At 54.4% G+C, this 22,703-nt stretch carries 26 protein-coding genes; 7 read left to right on the top strand and 19 right to left on the bottom strand.

The window, feature by feature from the left end:
• Positions 1 to 67: 67 nt before the first annotated feature.
• On the top strand, positions 68 to 1,267 hold the full coding sequence (locus tag ACIPUG_RS12500) for an AI-2E family transporter (RefSeq protein ID WP_052238850.1): 1,200 nt from the start codon (positions 68 to 70) through the stop codon (positions 1,265 to 1,267).
• 65 nt (positions 1,268 to 1,332) lie between these two features.
• Here the strand turns inward: ACIPUG_RS12500 and ACIPUG_RS12495 are convergent, their stop codons facing one another.
• Together ACIPUG_RS12495 and ACIPUG_RS12490 are read right to left on the bottom strand one after the other, a co-directional pair.
• Complete coding sequence (locus ACIPUG_RS12495; RefSeq protein WP_039510353.1) at positions 1,333 to 1,716, bottom strand: DUF596 domain-containing protein; 384 nt, start codon at positions 1,714 to 1,716, stop codon at positions 1,333 to 1,335.
• 10 nt (positions 1,717 to 1,726) lie between these two features.
• Positions 1,727 to 2,113, bottom strand: a complete 387-nt coding sequence (locus tag ACIPUG_RS12490) for a hypothetical protein (RefSeq protein ID WP_400338597.1) — start codon at positions 2,111 to 2,113, stop codon at positions 1,727 to 1,729.
• Positions 2,114 to 2,244: 131 nt separating this feature from the next.
• Here ACIPUG_RS12490 and ACIPUG_RS12485 point away from each other — a divergent pair, with 131 nt between their 5' ends.
• Positions 2,245 to 2,790 carry a hypothetical protein gene (locus tag ACIPUG_RS12485; RefSeq protein ID WP_400338595.1) on the top strand — a complete coding sequence of 182 codons (546 nt, stop codon included), beginning with the start codon at positions 2,245 to 2,247 and terminating at the stop codon, positions 2,788 to 2,790.
• Between the two features lie 47 nt (positions 2,791 to 2,837).
• Here the strand turns inward: ACIPUG_RS12485 and ACIPUG_RS12480 are convergent, their stop codons facing one another.
• From ACIPUG_RS12480 to ycjG, 14 genes are all read right to left on the bottom strand, one after another.
• Entirely contained in the window at positions 2,838 to 3,395 is a 558-nt protein-coding gene (locus tag ACIPUG_RS12480; RefSeq protein WP_400338593.1) for a hypothetical protein, read from the bottom strand.
• Between the two features lie 32 nt (positions 3,396 to 3,427).
• Entirely contained in the window at positions 3,428 to 3,868 is a 441-nt protein-coding gene (locus ACIPUG_RS12475; protein WP_400338591.1) for a type II toxin-antitoxin system VapC family toxin, read from the bottom strand.
• Complete coding sequence (locus ACIPUG_RS12470; protein ID WP_095701176.1) at positions 3,865 to 4,107, bottom strand: type II toxin-antitoxin system Phd/YefM family antitoxin; 243 nt, start codon at positions 4,105 to 4,107, stop codon at positions 3,865 to 3,867. The genes ACIPUG_RS12475 and ACIPUG_RS12470 overlap by 4 nt, the downstream gene beginning before the upstream one ends.
• Before the next feature lie 535 nt (positions 4,108 to 4,642).
• A complete protein-coding gene (locus ACIPUG_RS12465; protein WP_400338590.1) occupies positions 4,643 to 4,945 on the bottom strand; it encodes a hypothetical protein in 303 nt (100 codons plus the stop codon).
• A gap of 613 nt (positions 4,946 to 5,558) precedes the next feature.
• On the bottom strand, positions 5,559 to 6,422 hold the full coding sequence (locus ACIPUG_RS12460; RefSeq protein ID WP_010284271.1) for a YicC/YloC family endoribonuclease: 864 nt from the start codon (positions 6,420 to 6,422) through the stop codon (positions 5,559 to 5,561).
• A 98-nt stretch (positions 6,423 to 6,520) separates the two neighbouring features.
• Complete coding sequence (locus ACIPUG_RS12455) at positions 6,521 to 7,429, bottom strand: LysR family transcriptional regulator (protein ID WP_014913736.1); 909 nt, start codon at positions 7,427 to 7,429, stop codon at positions 6,521 to 6,523.
• Positions 7,430 to 7,641: 212 nt separating this feature from the next.
• The gene (locus ACIPUG_RS12450) at positions 7,642 to 8,589 is read right to left on the bottom strand and encodes an isoaspartyl peptidase/L-asparaginase family protein (RefSeq protein WP_010284276.1); all 948 of its coding nucleotides are present in this window, start codon (positions 8,587 to 8,589) and stop codon (positions 7,642 to 7,644) included.
• Between the two features lie 59 nt (positions 8,590 to 8,648).
• The gene (locus tag ACIPUG_RS12445) at positions 8,649 to 9,470 is read right to left on the bottom strand and encodes a M55 family metallopeptidase (protein ID WP_014913737.1); all 822 of its coding nucleotides are present in this window, start codon (positions 9,468 to 9,470) and stop codon (positions 8,649 to 8,651) included.
• A 26-nt stretch (positions 9,471 to 9,496) separates the two neighbouring features.
• Positions 9,497 to 10,555, bottom strand: coding sequence for a P1 family peptidase (locus ACIPUG_RS12440; protein ID WP_400338588.1), 1,059 nt, complete (start codon positions 10,553 to 10,555; stop codon positions 9,497 to 9,499).
• 26 nt (positions 10,556 to 10,581) lie between these two features.
• Positions 10,582 to 11,481, bottom strand: a complete 900-nt coding sequence (locus ACIPUG_RS12435; protein ID WP_014913739.1) for an ABC transporter permease subunit — start codon at positions 11,479 to 11,481, stop codon at positions 10,582 to 10,584.
• A gap of 8 nt (positions 11,482 to 11,489) precedes the next feature.
• The gene (locus ACIPUG_RS12430; RefSeq protein ID WP_014913740.1) at positions 11,490 to 12,410 is read right to left on the bottom strand and encodes an ABC transporter permease; all 921 of its coding nucleotides are present in this window, start codon (positions 12,408 to 12,410) and stop codon (positions 11,490 to 11,492) included.
• A gap of 18 nt (positions 12,411 to 12,428) precedes the next feature.
• Positions 12,429 to 13,970, bottom strand: a complete 1,542-nt coding sequence (locus ACIPUG_RS12425; RefSeq protein WP_039463320.1) for a glutathione ABC transporter substrate-binding protein — start codon at positions 13,968 to 13,970, stop codon at positions 12,429 to 12,431.
• 74 nt (positions 13,971 to 14,044) lie between these two features.
• Positions 14,045 to 15,916 carry an ABC transporter ATP-binding protein gene (locus ACIPUG_RS12420; protein ID WP_039316748.1) on the bottom strand — a complete coding sequence of 624 codons (1,872 nt, stop codon included), beginning with the start codon at positions 15,914 to 15,916 and terminating at the stop codon, positions 14,045 to 14,047.
• 43 nt (positions 15,917 to 15,959) lie between these two features.
• Positions 15,960 to 16,925, bottom strand: a complete 966-nt coding sequence (ycjG, locus tag ACIPUG_RS12415; RefSeq protein WP_400338681.1) for an L-Ala-D/L-Glu epimerase — start codon at positions 16,923 to 16,925, stop codon at positions 15,960 to 15,962.
• Positions 16,926 to 17,129: 204 nt separating this feature from the next.
• Between ycjG and rph the strand changes: the two genes are divergently transcribed.
• Positions 17,130 to 17,846, top strand: coding sequence for a ribonuclease PH (rph, locus tag ACIPUG_RS12410; protein WP_014913743.1), 717 nt, complete (start codon positions 17,130 to 17,132; stop codon positions 17,844 to 17,846).
• A 206-nt stretch (positions 17,847 to 18,052) separates the two neighbouring features.
• Entirely contained in the window at positions 18,053 to 18,694 is a 642-nt protein-coding gene (gene pyrE, locus ACIPUG_RS12405) for an orotate phosphoribosyltransferase (RefSeq protein ID WP_039498430.1), read from the top strand.
• Between the two features lie 53 nt (positions 18,695 to 18,747).
• On the opposite strand, the gene slmA is transcribed toward pyrE, so the two are convergent.
• The 3 genes from slmA to coaBC form a co-directional block, all read right to left on the bottom strand.
• Positions 18,748 to 19,344 (bottom strand): nucleoid occlusion factor SlmA, encoded by a 597-nt coding sequence (gene slmA, locus ACIPUG_RS12400; RefSeq protein ID WP_005967978.1) that lies wholly within the window; start codon positions 19,342 to 19,344, stop codon positions 18,748 to 18,750.
• A 128-nt stretch (positions 19,345 to 19,472) separates the two neighbouring features.
• The gene (gene dut / locus ACIPUG_RS12395) at positions 19,473 to 19,931 is read right to left on the bottom strand and encodes a dUTP diphosphatase (protein WP_010285710.1); all 459 of its coding nucleotides are present in this window, start codon (positions 19,929 to 19,931) and stop codon (positions 19,473 to 19,475) included.
• Positions 19,909 to 21,186 carry a bifunctional phosphopantothenoylcysteine decarboxylase/phosphopantothenate--cysteine ligase CoaBC gene (gene coaBC / locus ACIPUG_RS12390; protein ID WP_400338586.1) on the bottom strand — a complete coding sequence of 426 codons (1,278 nt, stop codon included), beginning with the start codon at positions 21,184 to 21,186 and terminating at the stop codon, positions 19,909 to 19,911. The genes dut and coaBC overlap by 23 nt, the downstream gene beginning before the upstream one ends.
• Before the next feature lie 154 nt (positions 21,187 to 21,340).
• Here coaBC and radC point away from each other — a divergent pair, with 154 nt between their 5' ends.
• The 3 genes from radC (at position 21,341) to rpmG (ending at position 22,659) form a co-directional block, all read left to right on the top strand.
• Entirely contained in the window at positions 21,341 to 22,006 is a 666-nt protein-coding gene (radC, locus tag ACIPUG_RS12385; RefSeq protein ID WP_014913746.1) for a DNA repair protein RadC, read from the top strand.
• Between the two features lie 237 nt (positions 22,007 to 22,243).
• Entirely contained in the window at positions 22,244 to 22,480 is a 237-nt protein-coding gene (gene rpmB, locus ACIPUG_RS12380; RefSeq protein ID WP_005967968.1) for a 50S ribosomal protein L28, read from the top strand.
• Positions 22,481 to 22,491: 11 nt separating this feature from the next.
• Positions 22,492 to 22,659 (top strand): 50S ribosomal protein L33, encoded by a 168-nt coding sequence (rpmG, locus tag ACIPUG_RS12375; protein WP_002208990.1) that lies wholly within the window; start codon positions 22,492 to 22,494, stop codon positions 22,657 to 22,659.
• Positions 22,660 to 22,703: the final 44 nt, after the last annotated feature.

The raw sequence follows: 22,703 nt of genomic DNA, 5'->3' as shown, positions 1-22,703 counted from the left end.
TCCTATATTGCAAACGCCCCACTTCGTTCTATATTTCGAGGGCAGATTGAACGAAGGGGAAATCGTTGTGAATATTAAAGGGCTTACGAAGGGATTCTTCATCCTTATCTTATTTATCGTCACGCTGGCGTTTTTTGACATCCTGGCACCGTATTATTCCGCCATCTTGTGGGCGGCGGTGTTGGCCATTATCTTCCATCCGCTGAAAAGCAAAATTCGGCAAAAATTAAACGATCGCAACGGCGTTGCTTCATTGCTGACCGTCCTGATCATCTTCCTGCTCGTCTTCATTCCGTTGGGGATCATTGTTTCCTCGCTGGTGGTTGAAATTAATGGGGTTTACACCCGATTGCAGGACAGCAATACGCAATTCCCGGTGGTGCTGGCGGAGCTGATTCAGCATCTGCCGAAGTGGGCGCGACATTTCCTCGCGGAACACAATCTGGATAACGCCGCCAAAATACAGCAAGAGCTTTCTCAGGTTGTGCTGAAAGGTGGGCAATATCTGGCGGGAAGCGTGCTGCTGATCGGCAAAGGGACATTCACCTTCTTCATTGGTTTCGGGGTGATGCTCTACCTGCTTTTCTTCCTCCTGAAGGACGGCGCCTATCTGGTGAACCTGATTCTGGAATCGCTGCCGCTTTCTACCCATGTTAAACATCACCTGTTGGTGAAGTTTGCCGCGGTATCGCGGGCGACGGTGAAAGGCACCGTGGTGGTGGCGATTGTGCAGGGGACATTGGGCGGTATTGCGTTCTCCATTGCAGGAATAGAAGGCAGCCTGCTGTGGGGCTCGCTGATGGCGTTCCTGTCGCTGATCCCCGCTGTGGGTTCAGCGATTATCTGGGTGCCTGCGGCCATCTTCCTGTTCGCGACGGACATGCTCTGGCAGGCCATTTTCATTGTTGCGTTCTTCGTGCTGGTGATTGGGCTGGTGGACAACATTTTGCGCCCGCTGCTGGTGGGGAAAGACACTAAAATGCCGGATTACCTGATTCTGATCGCCACGCTGGGCGGCATGGAAATCTATGGTATTAATGGTTTTGTGATTGGCCCGCTGATTGCTGCGCTGTTCATCGCCTGTTGGAACATCCTCTCTGGTCGCGATAATCAGGAGAATATTGAAGGCATCGACGAAGATTTTATCGAGGAAGGTCGCCAGCATCCGAGTGTGGCGAAGCCGGAACAGGATGAGGCGCTAGAGGGTCAGGTAGTGAAAGGGCAGGCAGCGGAAGGTCAGGAGGCTGAACGTAAGACCACGGAGTAAGTTCGCTGCGAGTAATGTATCCGGTCATGAGTGAGAGGAATTGGCACTGGTTTGGCTGATTCCTCTTACGTCCAACTCTCTTGCCCCTCCGGCGTGATCCACACGACGCCTGCGGGCGCTTTGGCGAAGAACCACAGGCCAAATTCGTCGACATCATCCAATTCATCATCGGACATTTCAGATGGAAAGGCATGGCGGAGTTGGTCGACCTGATATTTCGGGTCGCCTTGCAGATAGTCTCCCTGACTGGCAAGCCTGATTCTGCCTTCCGCGATGAGCCGTTCCAGCAACGTAAAAAACAGCGCCTGACGCTGGGCGTAGGTTCTGGGAGTGACCCGACACTCCACCGCGATATGTTGCCATATCGCGCCCATCGACAGCCCGTATGCGCTAGTCGCAACAGCATCGTAAATGTCGTTGTCGTCCATATTCGCTTCTCTCTTCAGCATGCTCGCTGGCTCAGCGCGTTGGGTCGTAAGCCTTTGCTTCTGCATCCCACGGTATGTTGTGATCGTCGACTGCGACGTGCCATTCACAGTGTGTCAGGGCGACGCGGATTTCGGATAAACACTGGCACCAGTGTTGTACGCCAATCCAGGTGGCTTCTTCATCGTTGTCGGGAAGTTTGGTTGAGCCTGAGAACACGATTCCTTTTCTGAAAACGTTACCGATTTTCGCGTTGAGGGTGAAATTAAATGACTCCCAGTTTATGCCGTCGCCGGTCGTCAGATATTTCTCAATGTGTTCATTAACGGAATGGCGTTGGACAATCTCCTTCACGGCAGATATCTCTTGTGGACTCAGGGATTTTTTACGTCGTGCGGTGTAATAGAGAGAAATTGCCACGTTGCCTCGTTTATCATTAGTGTTTAAGGTGAGGTAATGCTTTAAGGTGAAGTAATACAACATAAATTTTCGAATAAAAAGCGGCGTAAAATAATCAGGATGTTCTGATTTTATAAAGGTAAGGGATGGTTATGTTCGGGAAAATGCTTCTGATTGGAATGGGCGCGGTATTACTTAGCGGATGTTCGGTCGCAACCTATAGTCATAAACTGGAAGATTATCAGGGTGCTGAACGCGTGGGTATGACGTTCGATAACCGCAACCTCGATTATGTTCGCGTTTATCCGACGACCGACAGATGTATTAATATTGATGCACCAGAAAATGGCTATACCAATAATGCGTTTGGGTTCCAAACTAAGCTCAATAATAAAGAACTCGGCTTTCCCGCTATTCCAGAAACGCCAACGATGATTCGTGAGTTTTGGGTCAGCGCGCAACACAATATCGCGGTCAGAATGATTGCTGCCAATGGTGGATTTAGTTCCGTCACGTTTAAACCTGTGGTCGGGAATTACTATTATGTTACTGGTAAATTTGTTGATGCTTATTCGCCACGTCGCATCGAAGTCTACGAAGTATTCAAAACCGAGAAAGGCTACTACGACCGCCGACCGGTCAAAGATTTGATGCTGAAAAACTGCGGTGGATTTGATCCCAGAGTGCATAAGTTTTAATGCTGCTACTCGGCCATACGCGATCTGTCTGGCCGCCTTCACTATGTTTAGGTGAGCTGTTTCCCGGAAAACGTGCCGGCATACCAGGCATCCATCACCGACAGCAGGTTTTTCACTTCTTCGACGGTCAGACCATAAGAATCCGCGTTTTCATGAGGTTTAACGACAAGCAGCGGAACATCGGCACGCGTGTGCAGGTAATCGAACTGATATTCTACCTCGGTGTTGTAAAACAGGCTTCCGCCAACGTTTCCGGCCTTACGTAATTGCTTGATCTGTTTATCTTGCGCGTTCGGATTTTCCGCCCAAATCAGGAAATCACGCAGCGGCTGCGTCTGACGGGAAAGATCATCACGCGTGAAGCCGAAATAGGCATAGCGCTTCCCTACCACTAACGCAATTTTGCTCTTATCGTCAGTAATTCTGACGTTAAAAGAGCGCTTATCCACGGTGCAGTCACGAAACTGCGGTTTGTAATCACAGGCAGAAAGGTTGTCGGCTTCATAGACTTCATAAAGGCGCATTGTGGCGTATTTATCGAAGGTGGTGAGCGCCTGACAGCCTGTTAAGGCAAGAAGTATGAAGGGGAGGACGAGATAACGCATGTCGGTTGTTTTTCCCTGTTTTCACTAGAATGCTAACAACATTTGATCACGCTGATATAGCCTGAGCAATACTTAATGATATTGCCATCGTTCGTTATCAATGTCAGACCTTCTATTTTCGCCTGAGAGACTAACATTCGGTCAAACGGGTCTTGGTGCATTTCGGGTAAGTCAGCGAGGTTATAGGCGTGAGTTGCCTGCATAGGAAGCTCAAGATAACCCGCTGATAATAAACCTTTCGTCATAGCCTCTGCATCAATGCTAAAGCGGGGTTTGTTCAACGCAGTTTTGATTGCTATCTCTTGTATGCTGATGGAAGAAAAGTAAAAACGGTTATTGTCATCGGAAAGAATGGCGATGGCGTCGCTGCTAAGTTTTTCCGGCTCTCCTGCTAACCAAATCAACGCGTGCGTATCTAACAAGTAGCCAGCAGAGCGTCGTTTTGGTACATCGTCCTTGTTGATTGTCATCATGATTTCCCATTAAACATGTCGATAATTTCTTCTTTATTCAAATCATTAAAATTATCTGGGGCTGAAACTTGGCCCTTCATGAAACCAATGCGTGGCGTTTTCTCAGTAACGGTAAGCGGAACGATCTTCGCTACGGGTTTACCGTTGCGGGCGATGACATAGGATTCTCCCGTTTCAGATACATGGTTGATAATTTTAGAGAAATTGGTCTTTGCCTCGTAGAGATTAATTTTTTGCACAGATCCTCCGAAGAGTTGGTCAAATTCTTCAAAAAAGTTGGTCTATATGAATGAGTCTACTGGTCATATAAGAATTGGTCAATCTGTGACCGATGAAAGCGTGGGTAGATTTTTTGTGTCGATTTCATCGACCGAGAAAATAGGACTGTATGCCCATTTTTGGCGCTATTCTGGGAATATAATCCCTGTTTGATTGTTTTTTGCTCATCGATAGGGACTGGAAGTTATCACTGGCCTTTGAGGTGATCGATTTCTTCCGCTTAAGCCGCGAGGACGCAACCCGTATCTATGACGAGGTACTTGGCGCCGTAAAAGGCTGGCAAGCGGCCGCAGACCGATTGGGTATCAGCCGCAATGAGCAACTTGCCAAACAAGAGGCGTTTAATGTGTAGCGCGTGTCGGTTTATTGGCATGTTTCTATAAGGACAACATGACGGGCTGCGTCTCTATATTGCGGGGTAATAAGGACAAAACGCCAGCCAATAAGGACGGTTCATCAGAAATTTGTCCTTACTGGGCTCGGATAGGGACAGTTTTAGGTGGGGTTTACAGTGTGAGTTGATGTGGCTTGTTCACTGATTACCAGCAATGCCGGAATCAAATGCGCGCAGGTGTTGAAATAGGCGCTGAGGTGTTGAAGATTTTCTGTGGTGGTTTCTTCGGTCAGCGATTCGCTAACATATTGTAAACCGTGGCACAGTCCTTCTACCGACTCTGCGGCGATTGCGCTGAGATCGTCACGTTGAGCACGACTAAGGTGCTCAACAGGTAACGAAGCGATCAGGTCTCGGAAAATAGTGATGGAACTCTCGGTAACGGCAGCGTTTATCGTGGTCATTGGCGATCCTCCTTGAAAGTCAGTGTCGCCAATTGTCGATGCTTTTTACGGGTTCAGATACTACGAGTTTCGTAGCGTGTTGCTGTAACGAAAAGAAAAACAAGTCGTGAAATTATCCGTTTGATTATTAATAACGGTGGAAGAACAGAGCGAGTTTATGTTCATACGCGAACAAGTATGTTTTGGCATGTCGTCTACTGATAATTAAGGCCAATTTACTTTCGGTCTGATTTTTTTGAAAAGAATTTCACGTCAACATAAACAATAGTGAAAATCGAAAGAATAGTCAGTTTTCCCCAATGCTCAGGGATGAATTCGTAGAATAAAAAACCTAAACCAATCATTAGCGCCATCGTGGTATAGGTATTAATAAATTCTTTAGCTGCATAAGAAAATATTTTCTTTAAGCCCATTTTTTATAATTCCGTTTATTGCTTCTATGATTTAAATATGATGGTGAGCTATCCAGCCAGTATGTACACGTCTATGTACACACAAAACACGCGCTGTAGTGATACGATATGAGACACTATAAAACAAAAAAGGCCATTATTTACAATGGCCTTTTTATCCTGACGAGACTTAGTGAGGCTCGAAGAGATCGCGTGAAACCTTACTCGATATTCTGAATCTGTTCCCGCATTTGCTCGATCAGCACTTTCAGTTCAATGGCTGATGCGGTGACGTCGGCGTTGATGGATTTCGAGGCCAGCGTGTTCGATTCGCGGTTGAATTCCTGCATCATGAAGTCGAGGCGGCGGCCGACGGCTTCTTCTTTTTTCAGGATTTTGTAGGTTTCTTTGACGTGAGCATCGAGGCGGTCGAGTTCTTCGGCGACATCGACGCGCTGTGCCATCAGCACCAGTTCCTGTTCCAGACGGTTATTTTCCAGCTGTACCTGCGCATCTTCCAGCTTGCTTTGCAGGCGTTCGCGCTGCCATAGCAGGATGTTCGGCATCTGGGCACGCACTTTGACGACTTCGGCGCTGACGCCCGCCAGACGCTGTTCGATCAGACCTTTCAGCGCATTACCTTCGCTTTCACGGGCGGCGATGAAGTCATCCAACGCGCCTTCTAGCGCGGTCAGCAGTTCGGCGCTGATGGCGTCCAGATCCTGCTCTTCCGCCGACATCACGCCGGGCCAGCGCAGGATATCAACCGGGTTGATTTCCCCTTCGTCGCTCTGCATTTTGACCCAGTTGGCGGCATTAACCAGCTGTTTCGCCAGCTTTTCGTTCAGGATCAGCGCACTTTGCGCGCTCGGGTCGAGCTCAAAACGCAGGTTGCATTCGATTTTGCCACGGGTCAAACGGGCGCGGATGCGCTCACGCGCGACAGGTTCGAGGCTGCGGAATTGTTCCGGTAAACGAAGATAGGTTTCCAGATAGCGCTGGTTAACGGAACGCAGTTCCCAGGCTGCGCTTCCCCAGTTGCCCTTGATCTCTCGGCGGGCGTAAGCGGTCATGCTGCGAATCATTGGTGCATACCTGTAAAGCAAATGATGAGAAGGATTATAGCGTTGAGTCCCGCGCAGGGGATAGAAAAAACCGCCTGCCCGGTGTCGCCCGTCGGGAATCAGGCGGCGTAAAGCAGCGTTTCGTTCTGTCTGGCGATGTCGCGACAGCGGTTTTTCATCATCTGTTTTAGCTGCAGCGTCGCCTGTGATTGCGGGTTATCGCGACGGCTGATCAGCGTGACTTCAAAAGGCAGCGGCTGGTCGATAGGGACGATTTTGAGCTGGTCAGCATAGCGACAGGCAGTGAAGAGATCGACGATGCCCGTACCGCCGCCCGCCAGCACCATGTCGGCAATCACCGAGTAGGTTTTGATATAGAGCGAAGCCGCCGGCTGTAGCGCTTTGTCGCGCAGCGCACGGTGTAACACCTGACCGAGCGGATCCTTATGCTGCATCATCAGCAGATTGTTGTTGCACAGCCATTCCAGCGAGACAGGGCCGTTTATCGGGCTGTCTTTCGGCAATAGGGCAACCATCGTGGACTGGAACAGCGGTTCTGCCAGCAGCTCGGATGGCACCTGCTGACCAAAAATCAGCGCGAAATCGAGCTGGTTTTGCAGGATGTTCTGGCATAGCGTGCTGAAGTGCTCGGTGACGAGTTCAACGTTAACCGAGGCCGCCTGCTTATGAAATTCCACCAGCGTTGGGGCTACGATCATTTGCCCGAACGCATGTGCCGCGCCCAGCCGTACGGAGTGCGCCTTGCTGGTTTTGATTTGTTCGGTGAGTGAACTGATGCTTTGCAGATGACTGAAAAGTTCCTGCACTTTCGGTATCAGGCGCAGCCCTTCTTCGGTGGCGATCATTCCCTGTGTGCGACGTTCAAACAGGGAAAAACCGAGCTGTTGCTCTGCGTGATTCAGTACCCGGCTGACGTTCGGTTGCGAGACGTTGAGCAAGCGGGCAGCGCCGCTGATGGTGCCTGCCTGAACAATGGCCTGGAAGATTTCAATATGGCGTAGTCGCATGAGTGCAGGCTCCGGCTGACGCTTTCTGGTGAGCGTCGTATGAGTAATAATCAAAATGCCTGCAATTATTACGCCAGTTTCTAATTTCGTTCCTGCGCGGCCAGCGGCGTTTCTCAATAATAGCAATGCACAATTATGGTGCGCAATGCTCCATAATTGTGCGTTATGGTCGAAAATGGTGCAATTCGACCTGGATAGGTAGGGCGACAGATTTAGCGATAAATATCGGCGACGGGGGCTTCTCCCACATAGCCATAGCCGCGGTACATCCCTTCGCTATTAAACGGCAGGGCGATGTTGCCCGCTTTATCGACGGCAATCAGCCCGCCGCTGCCGTCCATTTGCAGCAGTTTCTCCATGACTACGCGATCGCTGGCCTGCTGTAGCGTGAGTCCGGCGTATTCCATCAGCGCCGAGACGTCATAGGCGGCGACGGCACGCATGAAGACTTCGCCCGTGCCGGTGCAGGAAACGGCTACCGTCTGGTTATTGGCGTAGCAGCCTGCGCCGATGATTGGGCTATCGCCCACGCGTCCGGCCTGTTTGTTGGTCATGCCGCCCGTTGAGGTTGCTGCCGCGAGGTTACCCGCGCTATCCAGTGCTACCGCGCCGACGGTACCGAATTTACGGTCGGGATCGATAGGGTCGTTCTGGCCGTCATGGTCGAGGATGACGCGGCCTGAGCCTGCCTGCGCGTTATGCAGCTGCTGGCGGCGTTCGTCGGTGGAGAAAAACGTAGGATCAACCATCTCCAGACCGTGCTGCTGTGCAAATGCCTCTGCGCCGTCAGCGGTAAACATCACATGCTGGCTGGCTTCAAGTACGGTACGCGCGGCCAGAATCGGGTTACGGATATGGCTGACGCAGCTCACCGCACCTGCATCCAGCGAGCGTCCGTCCATAATGCTGGCGTCCAGTTCGTGGGTTTCGGCGTGGGTGAAGACCGAACCGTGTCCGGCATTGAATAACGGACACTCTTCCAACAGGCGAACGGCTTCCGTTACGGCATCCAGCGCGCTGCCGTTTTCAGCCAGAATGCGCTGTCCGCTGGCGACAATCTCGGACAATGCGGCCAGGTAGCGTTGCTCTTTTTCAGCACTCATAGCTGAGCGGGTCAGCGCACCTGCGCCACCGTGGATCACAATCACGGGCTTTGTCATGCGATAAATTCTCTTTTCAATCGGTTTACGCCCCGGAATAAGGGACGGATAAACTGGAATCAGTTTTGCGTTGTCGCCAGATAGGAGAAGGCACCTAGCAGGCTGGTGATTTCCCGCATGCTTTGCGCCGTATAACCTACGGTTATGGCATCCAAACGTTCCACATTCGGCAGCAGACAGAATAGATCGGCCAGTACCGGTTTTGCCACCATCAGTTCGAGGCGGTAGGGTGCCTGAATCCGCGAGTTCAGCGTCCGGTGCGCTTTTTCCACCGCCGCTTTTGCCGCGTCACGAATGACCTGACGCGCCTGTTCGGTGCTGAGGGATTCGGCCGCATGCTGCGAAATAGCGCGCTTGACGCAGGCATAGTCGGTGGCGGGGTAGTAGCGAGCGATCCAGCTCTGGAGCGTGTCGTCACCGCTGACCAGCCAGAGCGGCGTCTTCTGTTCCACACCGGCGGCAGCGTAGATGTCGCTCTCGCCCATGATTTCACCGTTGATGCGCACGCGATAGAACGCACGGCCGTTGATGGTATGCGACAACACGCCAAACTCGCCTGCGGCGCTGTGGTAGCCGATGAACATCAGGCCATCAAACTGCTGCTGCTCCAGCCCTTCTACCATCGAATAGCCGCGCGGTTTGCCCTGTACCAGTCGGGCGCGAGCGTCGATGTTCTCCGCGCGCAGATTGACCATTGCCGCATGGCTGTCGGCGACCACCACCTCTGTTGCGCCACCCGCGAACGCACCGTCAATCGCGGCGTTCACTTCCTGCTCCATCAGGCCACGTGCCAGTTGATATTCCGCGGTGCCAGGGCTGCACTGTTCTGGGCGCATCACGCCAGCGATCCCTTCGATATCAGCAGAGATAAACACTTTCATCATCAGTTTCCTACGGGAGAATTTGCTTATGGATAAAGAGTCGTAGCCAGCCTGTCCAACGCCTGTGGCAGCGTCGGACGATGATGGCCGCGAAAACCGGTCACGGCGTCTGCCTGAAGCATGGCGTCGAGTACAGCGTGTTCGGTGGCGTCGGCGGCGGCGCTTAACAGCGATTCAAGCTGCGCATCCTCCGGCGGTTGCGGCTGCGGGCAGGTGGAGAACGCGACGGCGATATCACCGGAACCGTGTCCCCAGTAGCTGCCGAGCCGGCCTAATCCTGCACCGGCACGCTTGGCGATACGCTTGAGCTGGCGGGCATCGAGCGGGGCATCCGTCGCCATAATAATGATGATCGATCCGGCATCCTGCTGCGGCGCAAGCTCTGGCAGGATAGGCGCGATGGCGTCTCCCATTTGTACGCCGTCCAGCGTCAATGAGGAAAGTGTGCCGAAGTTTGCCAGCACCAGCACGCCGAGCGTGGCGTTCAATTCAGGAATCAGGCGTGATGCGGTGCCGATGCCGCCTTTCAAGCTAAAGCAGCTCATCCCGCGTCCAGCGCCAACGCTGCCGCGTGCGAAGCGATCCTCGGCATTGTCCAGCGCTTGTTGCGCCATGTGTTCCGTCACCGCCAACGCCTGAATGTCGTTCAGCCAGCCGTCGTTGCACTCCAGCGCCAGCGGGTTCACCGTCGGCAGCGTGCGACCCAGTTCAGGATTGCGGGCAATGGCATCGCGTACCAGCGTAGTAAACAGCGTGCCGGTTGCCAGCGTGTTGCTGAGCAGGATGGGCGTTTGCAGCACCCCTAGCTCCTCGATCTGTACCAGCCCGACGGGTTTAGCGAAGCCGTTCAGCACCGCCGCGCCGCAGGGGAGAGGCTGGGTGAACAGGTTTTCGCCGGGCGGTATAATCGCGGTAACGCCGGTTTGCACTTCGCCTGCCGCCAATGTGCAGTGGCCGACGCGTACGCCTGCCACATCGCTAATGCTGTTATGCGGTCCGCTAGCCGAGCGCGGCGTACCCAACTGCCGCGTCGTTTTCCAGCGTTGTAGCAACAGCGCCTGCTGCTGCTGTTGATAGTCGTTCATCTGGTGATCGCCGTGCATCGCCTTCCTCAGCTTTTCAGTTTGGGATCGAGCGTATCACGCAGCGCATCCCCAAGCAGGTTAAACGCCAGCACGGTGAAGAAGATCGCCAGACCTGGGAACACGCTGACGTGCCAGGCGCCTGCCATCATCAGGCTGCGGCTCATCGCCAGAATATTGCCCCATTCTGGTACGTCCGGCTCTGGGCCAAGGCCGATGAAGCTCAGGCCTGCCGCGGTCAGGATGCTGGTACCGATACGCATGGTGAAATAGACGATCACGTTAGGCAGCGTGCCGGGCAGAATGTGGCGCATCAGCACGATGCGATCCGGCGCACCGGCGCAGCGTACCGCTTCCACATAGGCCGCCTGTTTCAGCGACAGCGTAGAGGCACGCACGATGCGGGCGAAGACCGGTACGCTGAAGACGGCGACGGCGATAATCACGTTATTCAGGCCGGGGCCGAGGATCGCGACGACTGCGATCGCCAGCAGCATGCCGGGAAAGGCGAACAGCACGTCGGAACCGCGCATGATCAGCGTATCGACCCAGCGACCGTAGTAGCCCGCCAGCAGGCCGAGCACGATGCCGACCAGCATGCCCAGCGTGACGGAGAAAATGCCGATATATAGCGAGATGCGTGCGCCGTAGATGATACGGCTCATCACATCGCGCCCGAGATCGTCAGTGCCCATCCAGTGCGCCGCTGAAGGCGGTGAAGCCAGCGCCATCCAGTCGGGCTCCATTGGGTTCCACGGTGCCAGCCAGGGGGCGAAAATGGCGACCACAACCAGCAGCAGGACGAAGCCGCTGGAAATTAGCGCCATCGGGTTACGGATAAAGACCTGAACGAAATCGCGCCACGGCGAACGTATCGTCTCTTCATCAAGCGTGGCAACGGCCACGACGGGTTCGGGAGGAAGGTTCATCGTGTCTCCTAACGTAGGCGAATCGCCGGATTGACCACCGCGTACAGCAGGTCGACCAACAGGTTAATGACAATAAATTCAAACACGAACAGCATTACCAGCGCCTGAATGACCGGCTGATCCTGCGTCTTGATTGATTCAATCAGCAGCCAGCCCAGACCCGGCCAGCTAAACACGCTTTCGACCACAATGGAGCCACCGAGCAGGAAGCCGAATTGCAGCCCCAGCATGGTGATGACTGGAATCAGCGCGTTACGCATCACGTGCTTCCAGGTGACCAGCCGATTGCGCAGCCCCTTGGAGCGAGCGGTGCGGACGTAGTCTTCCTGTGCGACCTCCAGAAACGCAGAGCGGGTAAAGCGTGCCATGACGGCAGCTACCGATGCCCCGAGCGTCAGCGCGGGCAGAATGATGTCGCTGGGTTGATTAAAGCCGCTGACGGAAAAGACGCCGAACGGCATGGCGACAAACTGAATCAGCAGCAGGCCGAGCCAGAACGGCGGCATAGAAATCCCGCCAACCGCGAAGCTCATCAGCGTCCAGTCCTGCCATTTGCCCCGCTTGAGCGCGGACACCACGCCGATCAGCAGGCCGAGCAGCACTGACCAGACAAAGCCCGCCAGCGCCAGCCACATCGTGGGCATAAAGCTCTTGCTGATGACATCGATGACCGGTTGCTGAGTGCGGTACGTCACACCCAGATCGCCGCTGAACAGGCCGCCGAGCCAGTGGACATACTGCTGCGGCAGCGGGTCGTTCAATCCTAACTGCTGACGGGCGGCTTCCACCGCCTCAATGGTCGCGTCAGCACCGGCGTAAATACGTGCCGGGTCACCCGGCAGCAGTTTTATAAAACCGAACACTAACAGGGAGACCACCAGCAGAACCGGGATCATTTCCAGCAAACGTCGGACGATATAAGCAAACATGGCGTTCTCCCTGACCGATTACTTAAATTCAGCCTGATCGAAGATCAGTGAGCCATCAGCCAGCATGTAGACGCCGTCGAGGTTCTTGGTTTTGCCGACAACGTTGTCCGGCGAGCCCAGGAAGACCACAGGTGCATCCTGCCAAATCTGACGCTGTGCATCAGCGTAAGCGGCGGCACGTTTGTCGGCATCGGCCGTCGCCAACCCAGCGGTAATCGCTTTATCCGTTACCGAATTGCTGTAGTAGGAGACGTTATACGCAACCGGAACCCAGGACTCTGTCGCGAACAGCGGACGCAGTGCCCAGTCAGCATCACCGGTAGATGGAGACCAGCCGTTGTAGAACAGGTCAAATTCGGCGTCTTTCGGATCTTTAACACCAAACAGCTTGGCGTTACGCATCCCGGAATCCATCGGGGTAACGGTGACTTTGATGCCGACCTGCTCTAACTGCTGCTTGAAGAACTGCGCGCTACGGATGTAGTCGGTACGGTTCGTCGTCCACAGCTTCAGGCTCAGGCCGTTGGCGTAGCCCGCTTCTTTCAGCAGCGCCTTGGCTTTTTCTGGGTTATAGGTGTAGTTCGGCGAGGTTTGGCGTGCGAAGAACTGCACGTCCGGTGCCATCGCAGAAGAAGCAGGAACGCCCATGCCAGCAAAGCCGACTTTCAGCCAGATATCGCGGTTGATCGCGTAGTTAAGTGCCTGACGCACGCGGATATCGTTCAGTGGTGGACGCAGGTTGTTCATCGCCAGCCAGAATTGATAAATACTTGGGTCGCGCTGAATCGCCAGCTTGCTGTCGTTTTGTACGGTGCCGATCAGATCGGAAGGCAGCGGATACACGGCATCCACCTGACCGGATTTCAGTGATGCCACGCGGGTGGAGTCTTCCGGCGTTGGGTAGAAGGTCACGCTGTCGACTTTCGGCCAGCCTTTCTGCCAGTAGTTGTCGAATTTCACCAACTTCACGTCTTTACCCTGCTGCCATTCGGTGAACTTGAACGGGCCAGTACCGACCGGGTTCACGCGCAGCTGTGCTTCGTCTGGGTATTTCTTCAGCGCTTCCGGGCTGTGCATGACGGCAGACGGGTGCGCCAGCGTATTCACAAAGGCACCGAAGGATTTGTTCAGCTCGATTTTGACCTGCGTCGGCGACAGCACGGTGACGCTTTGCACCATATTAAACAGGCTGTTGCGTTTTAAGCCTTTGCTCTGATCGGCCAGACGGTCGAGGTTAGCTTTAACGGCGTCGGCGTTGAACGGTGCGCCGTCCTGGAAGGTGATGCCTTCGCGCAGCGTAATGACGAACTCGGTGGCGGTGTCGTTACTGGTGTAGCCCGTCGCCAGACGTGGCACCAGCTTCATTTTATTATCGAACTGGAACAGACGCTCGAAGATGCCGCTCTGAATGGAGTAGCTCAGCGTGTCCGAGGTATCGTGCGGGTCGAGCCCGGTGATATCGGCATAGATGGAAATGCGAAGGTCTTGCGCCTGGGCGACAGCCGCCAGACACAGTGAGAGCCCGAGGGCAACGGCAGAGCGGCGAACAAATGGCTTCATGGTTTCTCTCCTGGTCAGCTATGAACGTGTGTTGTGTTTTGTTAATACGTTGTTTTTTATAAATACATCGTGTTTCAGGCGGCCGATTCGTTGTCGGCGACCCAGTGCTGCGGCGCGACCTCTCGGTAGCGCGTTTTGGCGACGGCCTCGCCTGCTTTACGCAAGGGGGAGGGGATTTCGCTGTCGTCAAACTGGCGTGCACCACGACGCGTTGGATCGGCAATCGGCACCGAAGCCAACAGGCGGCGGGTATACGGATGCTGTGGATCGTTAAACACCGACTGGCGCGGGCCGATTTCCACAATCTGGCCGAGGTACATGACCGCGACGCGGTTGGCGATGCGCTCGACAACGGCCATATCGTGCGAGATGAAAATCCACGACACGCCGGTTTTCTTCTGGAGATCCATCATCAGGTTGACGACCTGCGCCTGAATCGACACATCGAGCGCCGAAACGGCTTCGTCAGCAATGATGACCTGCGGCTGTAGCGCCATCGCGCGAGCAATCGCGATACGCTGACGCTGTCCGCCGGAAAACTCGTGCGGATAACGGCGCGCGTGCTCTGGCAGCAAACCGACGCTTTTTAACAGCGCCTGCACCTGCGGTGTCGCTTCTTCCAGCGATTTCACCAGCCCGTGCAGCAACAGCGGTTCGGCAATGGTGAAGCCAACCGTCAGACGCGGGTTGAGCGAGGCGTACGGGTCTTGAAACACCATCTGCATTTCCCGGCGCAGCGGCTGGAAATCCCGCTCTTTCATCTGGGAAATCTCGTTGCCCTGAAAATGAATGCTTTCGGCTTGGCTCTGTACCAGACGCAGCAGGGCGCGTCCGGTGGTGGATTTGCCACAGCCGCTTTCCCCGACGATAGCCAGCGTTTCGCCCGGCCAGACGTTGAAATCAATCTGCTCTACCGCATGAACGTGGTGAGTGATGGTGGATAAAATCCCGCTGCGCATGGGGTAATACACGCTCAGTCCGCGAATATCCAACAGCGGCTCGGCGTCATAACGGGCGGTAACCTGTTCACTATTTTCCGGATCGGCAGCCTGTCCCAGTAAAGGAAAACGCTTTGGCCACAGGCTATCGCGCATGTCGCCCAGCTTCGGTACCGCGGCCAGCAGCGATTGGGTATAAGGATGTTGCGGTGCGGCAAAAATCTGTTCGACGGTGCCTTGTTCGACGATCTCGCCGCGGTACATCACTACTACGCGGTCAGCGATTTCCGCCACCACACCCATATCGTGGGTGATAAACAGCACCGCCATGTCGCTCTGCTGTTGCAGGTCACGCAGGATTTGCAGAATACGTGCCTGCACGGTGACGTCTAGCGCAGTGGTCGGTTCATCGGCAATCAACAGCTGCGGATCGCAGGCCAGCGCCTGTGCAATCATCACACGCTGGCGCATTCCGCCGGACAGCGAGTGTGGATAGCTTTTCATCACGCGATCGACGTCTGCGATGCGCACCTTGTGCAGCAGCTCACGGGCTTTTTTGTCCGCGCTGGCGGCATCGCAAATTTTGTGGTCAAGCAGCGCTTCGGTGAGCTGATCGCCGACTTTCAGTACCGGATTAAGCGAAGTCATCGGCTCCTGAAAAATCATGGCGAGATCGCGGCCGCGCAGCTTACGACGCGCTTCTGCTTTCATGCTCAGCAGGTCATGCTGCTTGCCGTCGCGTGCGGTGAAACGGAGCGCACCACGTTCGATGTTGGCAGAGTCCGCCAGCAGCCCCATCACGGCGAGTGATGTTACGGACTTGCCTGAACCACTTTCGCCGACCACGGCGACCACTTCCCCTTTATTTACGGTAAAGGAAATGCCTTTTAGCGCCTGATGCGTGCCGGAACGGCCGCTAAAGCTGACGCTCAGATCGTCGATTTCCAGTACAGGCCTGGGGGCGTTACCGGGTGCTGTGGCGGCACCCGCGTGCATGATATCCGTCATGGTCACTCCGGTTGATGGTTTAGGGTTACTGCGGTTAATGGCGTCATAGCCAAATTCGGCCAAGGTTGTAGGTCAGATAAGGCGAACTGTCGGCGGCCAGCCAGATAGGGCCGTCGAGATCGACGTGCTCGGCATCGGCGGCGACGGGCAGGGCGGCTTCCATCGCCATCGACGAGCCCAACGTGCAGCCGACCATAATGCGCAGGCCGTGAAAATGGGCTTCGCGTACCATCGCCAGCGCTTCGGTTAGCCCGCCACACTTGTCCAGCTTGATATTGATCATGTCGTAACGACGGCGCAGCCCGACGATGTCTCCGCTGTGGCGACAGCTTTCGTCCGCGCAGATCGGAATCGGGTGAGAGAACCGCTGTAAATCCTCGTCCTTACCGACGGGAAGCGGTTGCTCAATCATGGCGACCTGATAAGGCACCAGAGCGGTAGACAGGCTATGTAAATCCAGCCCGCTCCAGCTCGCTCTCGCATCGATAATCAATCTGGCGTTGGGCGCGGCGGCACGAATGGCGGCGACCTTCTCCAGAATCAGCTCGCGATCCAGTTTGATTTTCAGCAGCAGGGCGCCGTGGGAAACGGCATTGGCGGCGGCAGCAGCCATTCTCTCCACGCTGTCGAGCGCCAACGTTTGCGCACAGATCACGGATGTAGGGGGATGAATGCCGATGCGCTGCCACAGCGTCTGTTTTTCCAATGCGGTGTTGAGCCGCCACAGGGCGCAGTCCAGCGCATTTCTGGCCGCACCCGGTGATAAATCTTTCTGGAGCTGTTCGATGGTCAGGCCGTGTTCTATTGCCTCACGGACCGCAGAGAGCTGGCGACATACGCTGTCGGCGGACTCGCCATAATGGGCGACTGGCGTACATTCGCCTTGTCCAATAAATCCTTTTTCTTCCAACGCGACGCGGATAACGGTAACCGCGCGACGCGTCCCGTTTTCAGCCGCCATAGGACGGGCTAGTGGCAGATTGACCGTTTCAATTTGCATATGCCGCATCATGATTTTTTCTCATCAACGCTCAGGGGATGAACGGACTATTTCATGATGCATCATCACTGACGAATACTTGTTCATCAGTAGGGTATAACCTCAGGTTATACCATAAGTTCAAGGTATGGCTTTCTGATGCCGCTTTCCCGCAACGTGAGTGATTTCGTGTATAATGCGCGGCAGTTTTCATTGACCCACCGGAGATGAGCCATGCGCCCAACAGGCCGAAGTGCACAGCAAGTACGCCCCCTTACATTCACCCGTCATTACACGAAACACGCTGAAGGTTCCGTTTTAGTCGAATTTGGCGATACCAAAGTGTTATGCAATGCCACGGTAGAAGAGGGTGTTCCGCGCTTTCTGAAAGGCCAGGGACAAGGATGGGTCACCGCCGAATACGGCATGCTGCCGCGTGCGACTCACAGCCGTAACTCGCGTGAAGCCGCCAAAGGTAAGCAGGGCGGCCGGACGCTGGAGATTCAGCGCCTGATTGCGCGTTCCCTGCGTGCGGCAATCGACCTGAAAGTGCTCGGCGAATACACCATTACGCTCGACTGTGATGTCTTGCAGGCGGACGGCGGCACGCGTACGGCGTCCATCACTGGTGCCTGTGTGGCGCTGGCCGATGCGCTGAACCAGATGGTTGCCAAGGGTAAGCTGAAAAAGAACCCGATGAAAGGCATGATCGCCGCCGTGTCTGTCGGCATCGTGAACGGCGAAGCGCTGTGCGATCTGGAATATGTGGAAGATTCCGCTGCGGAAACCGACATGAATGTGGTCATGACCGAAGACGGTCGCATGATTGAAGTGCAAGGGACGGCCGAAGGCGAACCGTTTAGCCACGAAGAATTGCTCACCCTGCTGGCGCTAGCCCGAGGGGGAATTGATACCATCGTTCAGGCGCAGAAAGCGGCCTTAATCGATTGATTTTTAAAGCGACCAATTGGTCGCTTTTTTATACCCGTCATACTTCAAGCTGCATGTGCGTTGGCTTTCCTCGCTCACCCCAGTCACTTACTTGTGTAAGCTCCTGGGGACTCACTGCGTCGCCGCCTTCCTGCAACTCGAATTATTTAGGGTATATATAAATTACTCAACAACATGATTAATCCGTAAGACGAGGAGATGCCGTAATGAAAGCCTACCAGCGCCAGTTTATTGAGTTTGCACTCAGCAAGCAGGTATTGAAGTTTGGCGAGTTCACCCTGAAATCTGGGCGTATCAGTCCCTATTTCTTTAACGCCGGGCTGTTTAATACCGGGCGTGACCTGGCCTTACTGGGGCGTTTTTATGCGGAAGCCTTGGTTGATTCTGGCGTGGCGTTCGATCTGCTGTTCGGGCCGGCTTACAAAGGCATTCCGATTGCGACTACCGCTGCTGTCGCGCTGGCAGAACATCACGATCGTGACCTGCCGTACTGCTTCAACCGCAAAGAAGCCAAAGATCACGGCGAGGGCGGCAGCCTGGTCGGTAGCCCGTTACAGGGCCGCGTGATGCTGGTGGATGATGTGATTACGGCCGGGACGGCGATTCGCGAATCGATGGAAATCATCGGTGCACACGGGGCGACGCTGGCGGGTGTGATGATTGCGCTGGATCGTCAGGAACGTGGCCGCGCCGAACTGTCCGCGATTCAGGAAGTGGAGCGCGACTATCAGTGCAAGGTGATTTCGATTATTACGTTAACGGATTTGATCGCCTATCTGGCGGAAAAACCAGAAATGGCAGCGCATCTGGATGCGGTGAAAGCCTATCGTGAGCAGTACGGGATTTAACGTTGTGAATCAGGAGCCCGCCAGAGGTGTCTGGCGGGTTTTAATCGCGGTGTTTAGTTCAACTGTGCGGCCAGCAGCGGCCAGCGGGTGTCGAATTCCTGCGTCGGACGATAGCGGAATTCAGAGCGAATGAAGCGCGACAGCATCCCTTCGCAAAACGCTAACAGCTGGCTGGCCAACAGCGTTTCATCATGCTGGAAACCTTTACCATCGCGTAGCTTGTGCTCGCGCAATACCTGACGCAGCTGCGATTCAATACGCTCAAACAGCTGGTTAATACGCCCTTGCAAGCGATCCTGTTCAAACATCAGCGCGTGGCCGGTCATGATGCGAGTCAGCCCCGGATTCCGTTCCGCAAACCCTAAAATAAGCAGCAAAATCAGACGAAGACGATTAAACGTTTCTTTTTCGTCTTGCAGAATCAGGTTAATGCGGGTGGTCAGGCTGTCCTCAATAAATTCAATCAGGCTATCAAACATCCGCGTTTTACTGGGGAAATGCCGGTAGAGCGCCGCTTCGGACACGCCAACATTTGCAGCCAGTTTTGCTGTGGTGATGCGTTGGCTACCGTCGCTGGATTCCAGCATCTGTGCCAGCGCCTGCAAAATTTCCTCGCGGCGATTCCTTTTCGTATTTTCTTTTTCTGCCATGTCTGAAAAGACCCTTGCTAAATATTTGACTGACAAGCACCCGTTAGCGCCACAGTAGCCATTTCCTTTTGGATAGATAGGCGCTGTGGCTTATAGGAATTTTTTACACTATGGGTGGCTGGAGCGCGTTAGCTACGGCCGGAGTGGCCGAAGCCGCCTTCTCCACGTTCGCTGCCGACGAAGTCTTCGACCAGATTAAATTCGGCCTGAACGACGGGCACAAAAACCATCTGTGCGATGCGCTCGCCTGGTTCAACCGTGAACGTTTGTTGACCACGGTTCCAGACAGAAACCATCAGCTGCCCCTGGTAGTCCGAATCAATCAGCCCCACCAGATTCCCCAGCACCACGCCGTGCTTGTGGCCCAGTCCGGAGCGGGGCAGGATAACCGCCGCCAGCCCGGTATCGGCAATGTGAATCGCCAGCCCGGTTGGAATAAGCGTGGTTTCCCCTGCTTTGAGTTCAATCGCCTGATCCAGACAGGCACGCAGATCGAGCCCGGCAGAACCCGGTGTGGCATAGGTTGGTAACGGGAATTGCTGCCCAACGCGTGGGTCAACAATCTTAACGTCGATTTTTTTCATCATAACGGCTGATAATCTCGTCGATTAATTTTTGGCCAAGAAGACGCTTGTCGCACTGCGGCAACGGCGTGTCTCCACCTTGCCAAAAAAGGTGTAACGCATTGGTTTCACTGTTAAAACCATGCCCGGAAAGAGAGACGTTGTTCGCGCAAATCAGATCCAGCTTTTTACGCGCCAGTTTTTGCCGAGCGTATTCTTCCACATTCTGGGTTTCGGCAGCAAACCCGACAACATAAGGACGATTTTTCGTCATGGCGGCGACACCGGCGATGATATCCGGATTTTTGACCAGAGTGAGAGTCATTTCATCGCCCTGCTGATTCTGTTTTTTAATCTTCTCATCGGCGATATGTTTGGCGCGATAGTCGGCAACCGCCGCACAGCCAATAACAATGTGCTGCTGGGCCGCGTGTGCCATCACCGCATTCTCCATCTCCAATGCGCTGCCGACGTCAATACGAGTGACGCCCTGCGGTGTGGCGAGCGAAACCGGGCCGCTTACCAGTGTGACATTCGCACCACGGGCGGCAGCGGCCTGTGCGATAGCAAAGCCCATTTTCCCGGAGCTGTGGTTGGTGACAAAGCGAACGGGATCCAGCGCTTCTCTCGTCGGCCCGGCGGTGACCAGAATGTTCAGATGTTGCAGATCGTTGATGGCAGAAAAATGACGCTGCGCCAGCCCGACAATCTCCATTGGGTCGATCATGCGGCCCGGCCCAACATCGCCACACGCCTGACTGCCGCTATCCGGCCCCCAGATCGGTAAACCACGCGCGGCCAGCGTGCGCAGGTTGTCCTGCGTGGGCTCTGCGCGATACATCTGCTGATTCATCGCAGGGACAACGGCGATAGGGGCGGATGTCGCCAGACAGATTGTGGTTAGCAGGTCATTCGCCATGCCGGCGGCGACTCGTGCGATCAGATCGGCAGTCGCTGGGGCAAGAATGACTAAATCAGCCCATTTTCCCAGCTCGATGTGGCCCATTGAGGCTTCCGCCGCGGGGTCAAGCAGATCGTCTGATACCGGATAGCCGGAGACGGCTTGCAGCGTCAGCGGCGTGATGAAAGCTTTAGCGGCAGAGGTCATGACAACTCGTACGTCGGCTCCGCCATCGCGCAGGCGTCGCACCAGTTCCGGACACTTATACGCGGCGATGCCGCCGCTGATACCCAGCACGATTCGTTTGCCGGAGAGTGCATTCAGGCTGGAAAATTCCGTCATCATCATGGTCCGATTGAAAGTCAGAAGATGCGCCATTTTACCATAACCTTGCGGCCAGATAGGAATCTTAAGGTTGTTACCGTGGTTTCCCCTAAGAAGATTGCGAAGCGCTTCGCAGCCTTTTATCACCAGTGTCGTCCGGTTTTTACGGGCGTGACATGATGCCGTCGAGCGGTATAGGGAGAAGGTGATGGGCTGGGAAAAGGGATTGGCGCCGCGTGAAAAACTGGTGCGCTTAGGGGCGGAATCACTGACGGATGTCGAATTGCTGGCGATTTTTTTGCGCACGGGGTTGCCGGGCGTGCATGTGATGCAGTTGGCAGAGGATTTACTGGCGCAGTTTGGCTCGCTCTATCAACTGATGGCGGCCGACCAGTCAGCGTTTCATCGTGCCAGAGGCGTTGGGATATCAAAATATACGCAGCTCAAGGCGATCGCAGAGCTGTCGCGGCGGCTATTTTTCTCTCGTCTGGCGAAAGAGGACGCCATGCTGAACCCGGAAGCGACCGGCCAATATTTGCAGTTGCTGCTGTCCCGGCGTGAGCGTGAAGTTTTTTTAGTTCTATTTTTGGACAATCAGCACCACGTTATTCGCCATCAGGAGATGTTTGTTGGTACGATTAACAGCGTAGAAGTCCACCCGCGTGAAATTGTGCGTGAAGCGCTAAAAGCAAATGCTGCCGCGCTAATACTGGCGCATAATCATCCGTCGGGAAAAGCGGAGCCGAGTCAGGCTGACCGTGCGATAACCGAACAGATTGTTAAAGCCTGTCTGTTAATGGAGATCCGCGTGCTCGATCATTTGGTTATTGGGCACGGCGAATACGTTTCTTTTGCCGAGCGTGGCTGGATTTAACAGATATTTCCGCGATCCAATGGGATCTTTAGCTGTTCGGGACTTGAGCACTTACGCTTCAGAGCGTATACTACGCCACCTTTGAGAATCTTGGGTGTGGCGTTAAGAGCCTATCTCAGCAGGTTTATCCTGATGACAGAGTCTTTTCAGTGAAGTTGCTGAGATGGGCTCTAAAGCCTGACGAGGCGGCCAAACCCTATACGAAGCTCGAGCTGATTTGATTTTTGGAGAATAGACATGTCCCGAGTCTGCCAAGTTACTGGCAAGCGTCCGGTGGCCGGGAACAACCGTTCCCACGCACTGAATGCGACCAAACGCCGTTTTCTGCCGAACCTGCATTCACACCGTTTTTGGGTTGAAGGCGAGAAGCGCTTTGTAACACTGCGTGTATCTGCTAAAGGTATGCGTGTTATTGATAAGAAGGGTATTGAGACGGTTCTGGCCGATCTGCGTGCCCGTGGTGAAAAGTATTAAGGAACTGAATCATGGCTAAGGGTGTTCGCGAGAAGATCAAGCTGGTTTCTTCTGCTGGTACTGGTCACTTCTATACCACTACGAAGAACAAACGTACTAAGCCGGAAAAATTGGAACTGAAGAAATTCGATCCAGTTGTCCGTCAGCACGTTCTCTACAAAGAAGCTAAAATTAAGTAATTTCTGCTTCTTGATGAAAACCCGGCCTTGGTCGGGTTTTTTTT

Source organism: Pectobacterium sp. CHL-2024 (genome assembly GCF_044751765.1).
In the GTDB taxonomy this organism is placed as follows: domain Bacteria; phylum Pseudomonadota; class Gammaproteobacteria; order Enterobacterales; family Enterobacteriaceae; genus Pectobacterium; species Pectobacterium brasiliense.
This window is presented reverse-complemented; position numbering and strand designations above follow the sequence as displayed.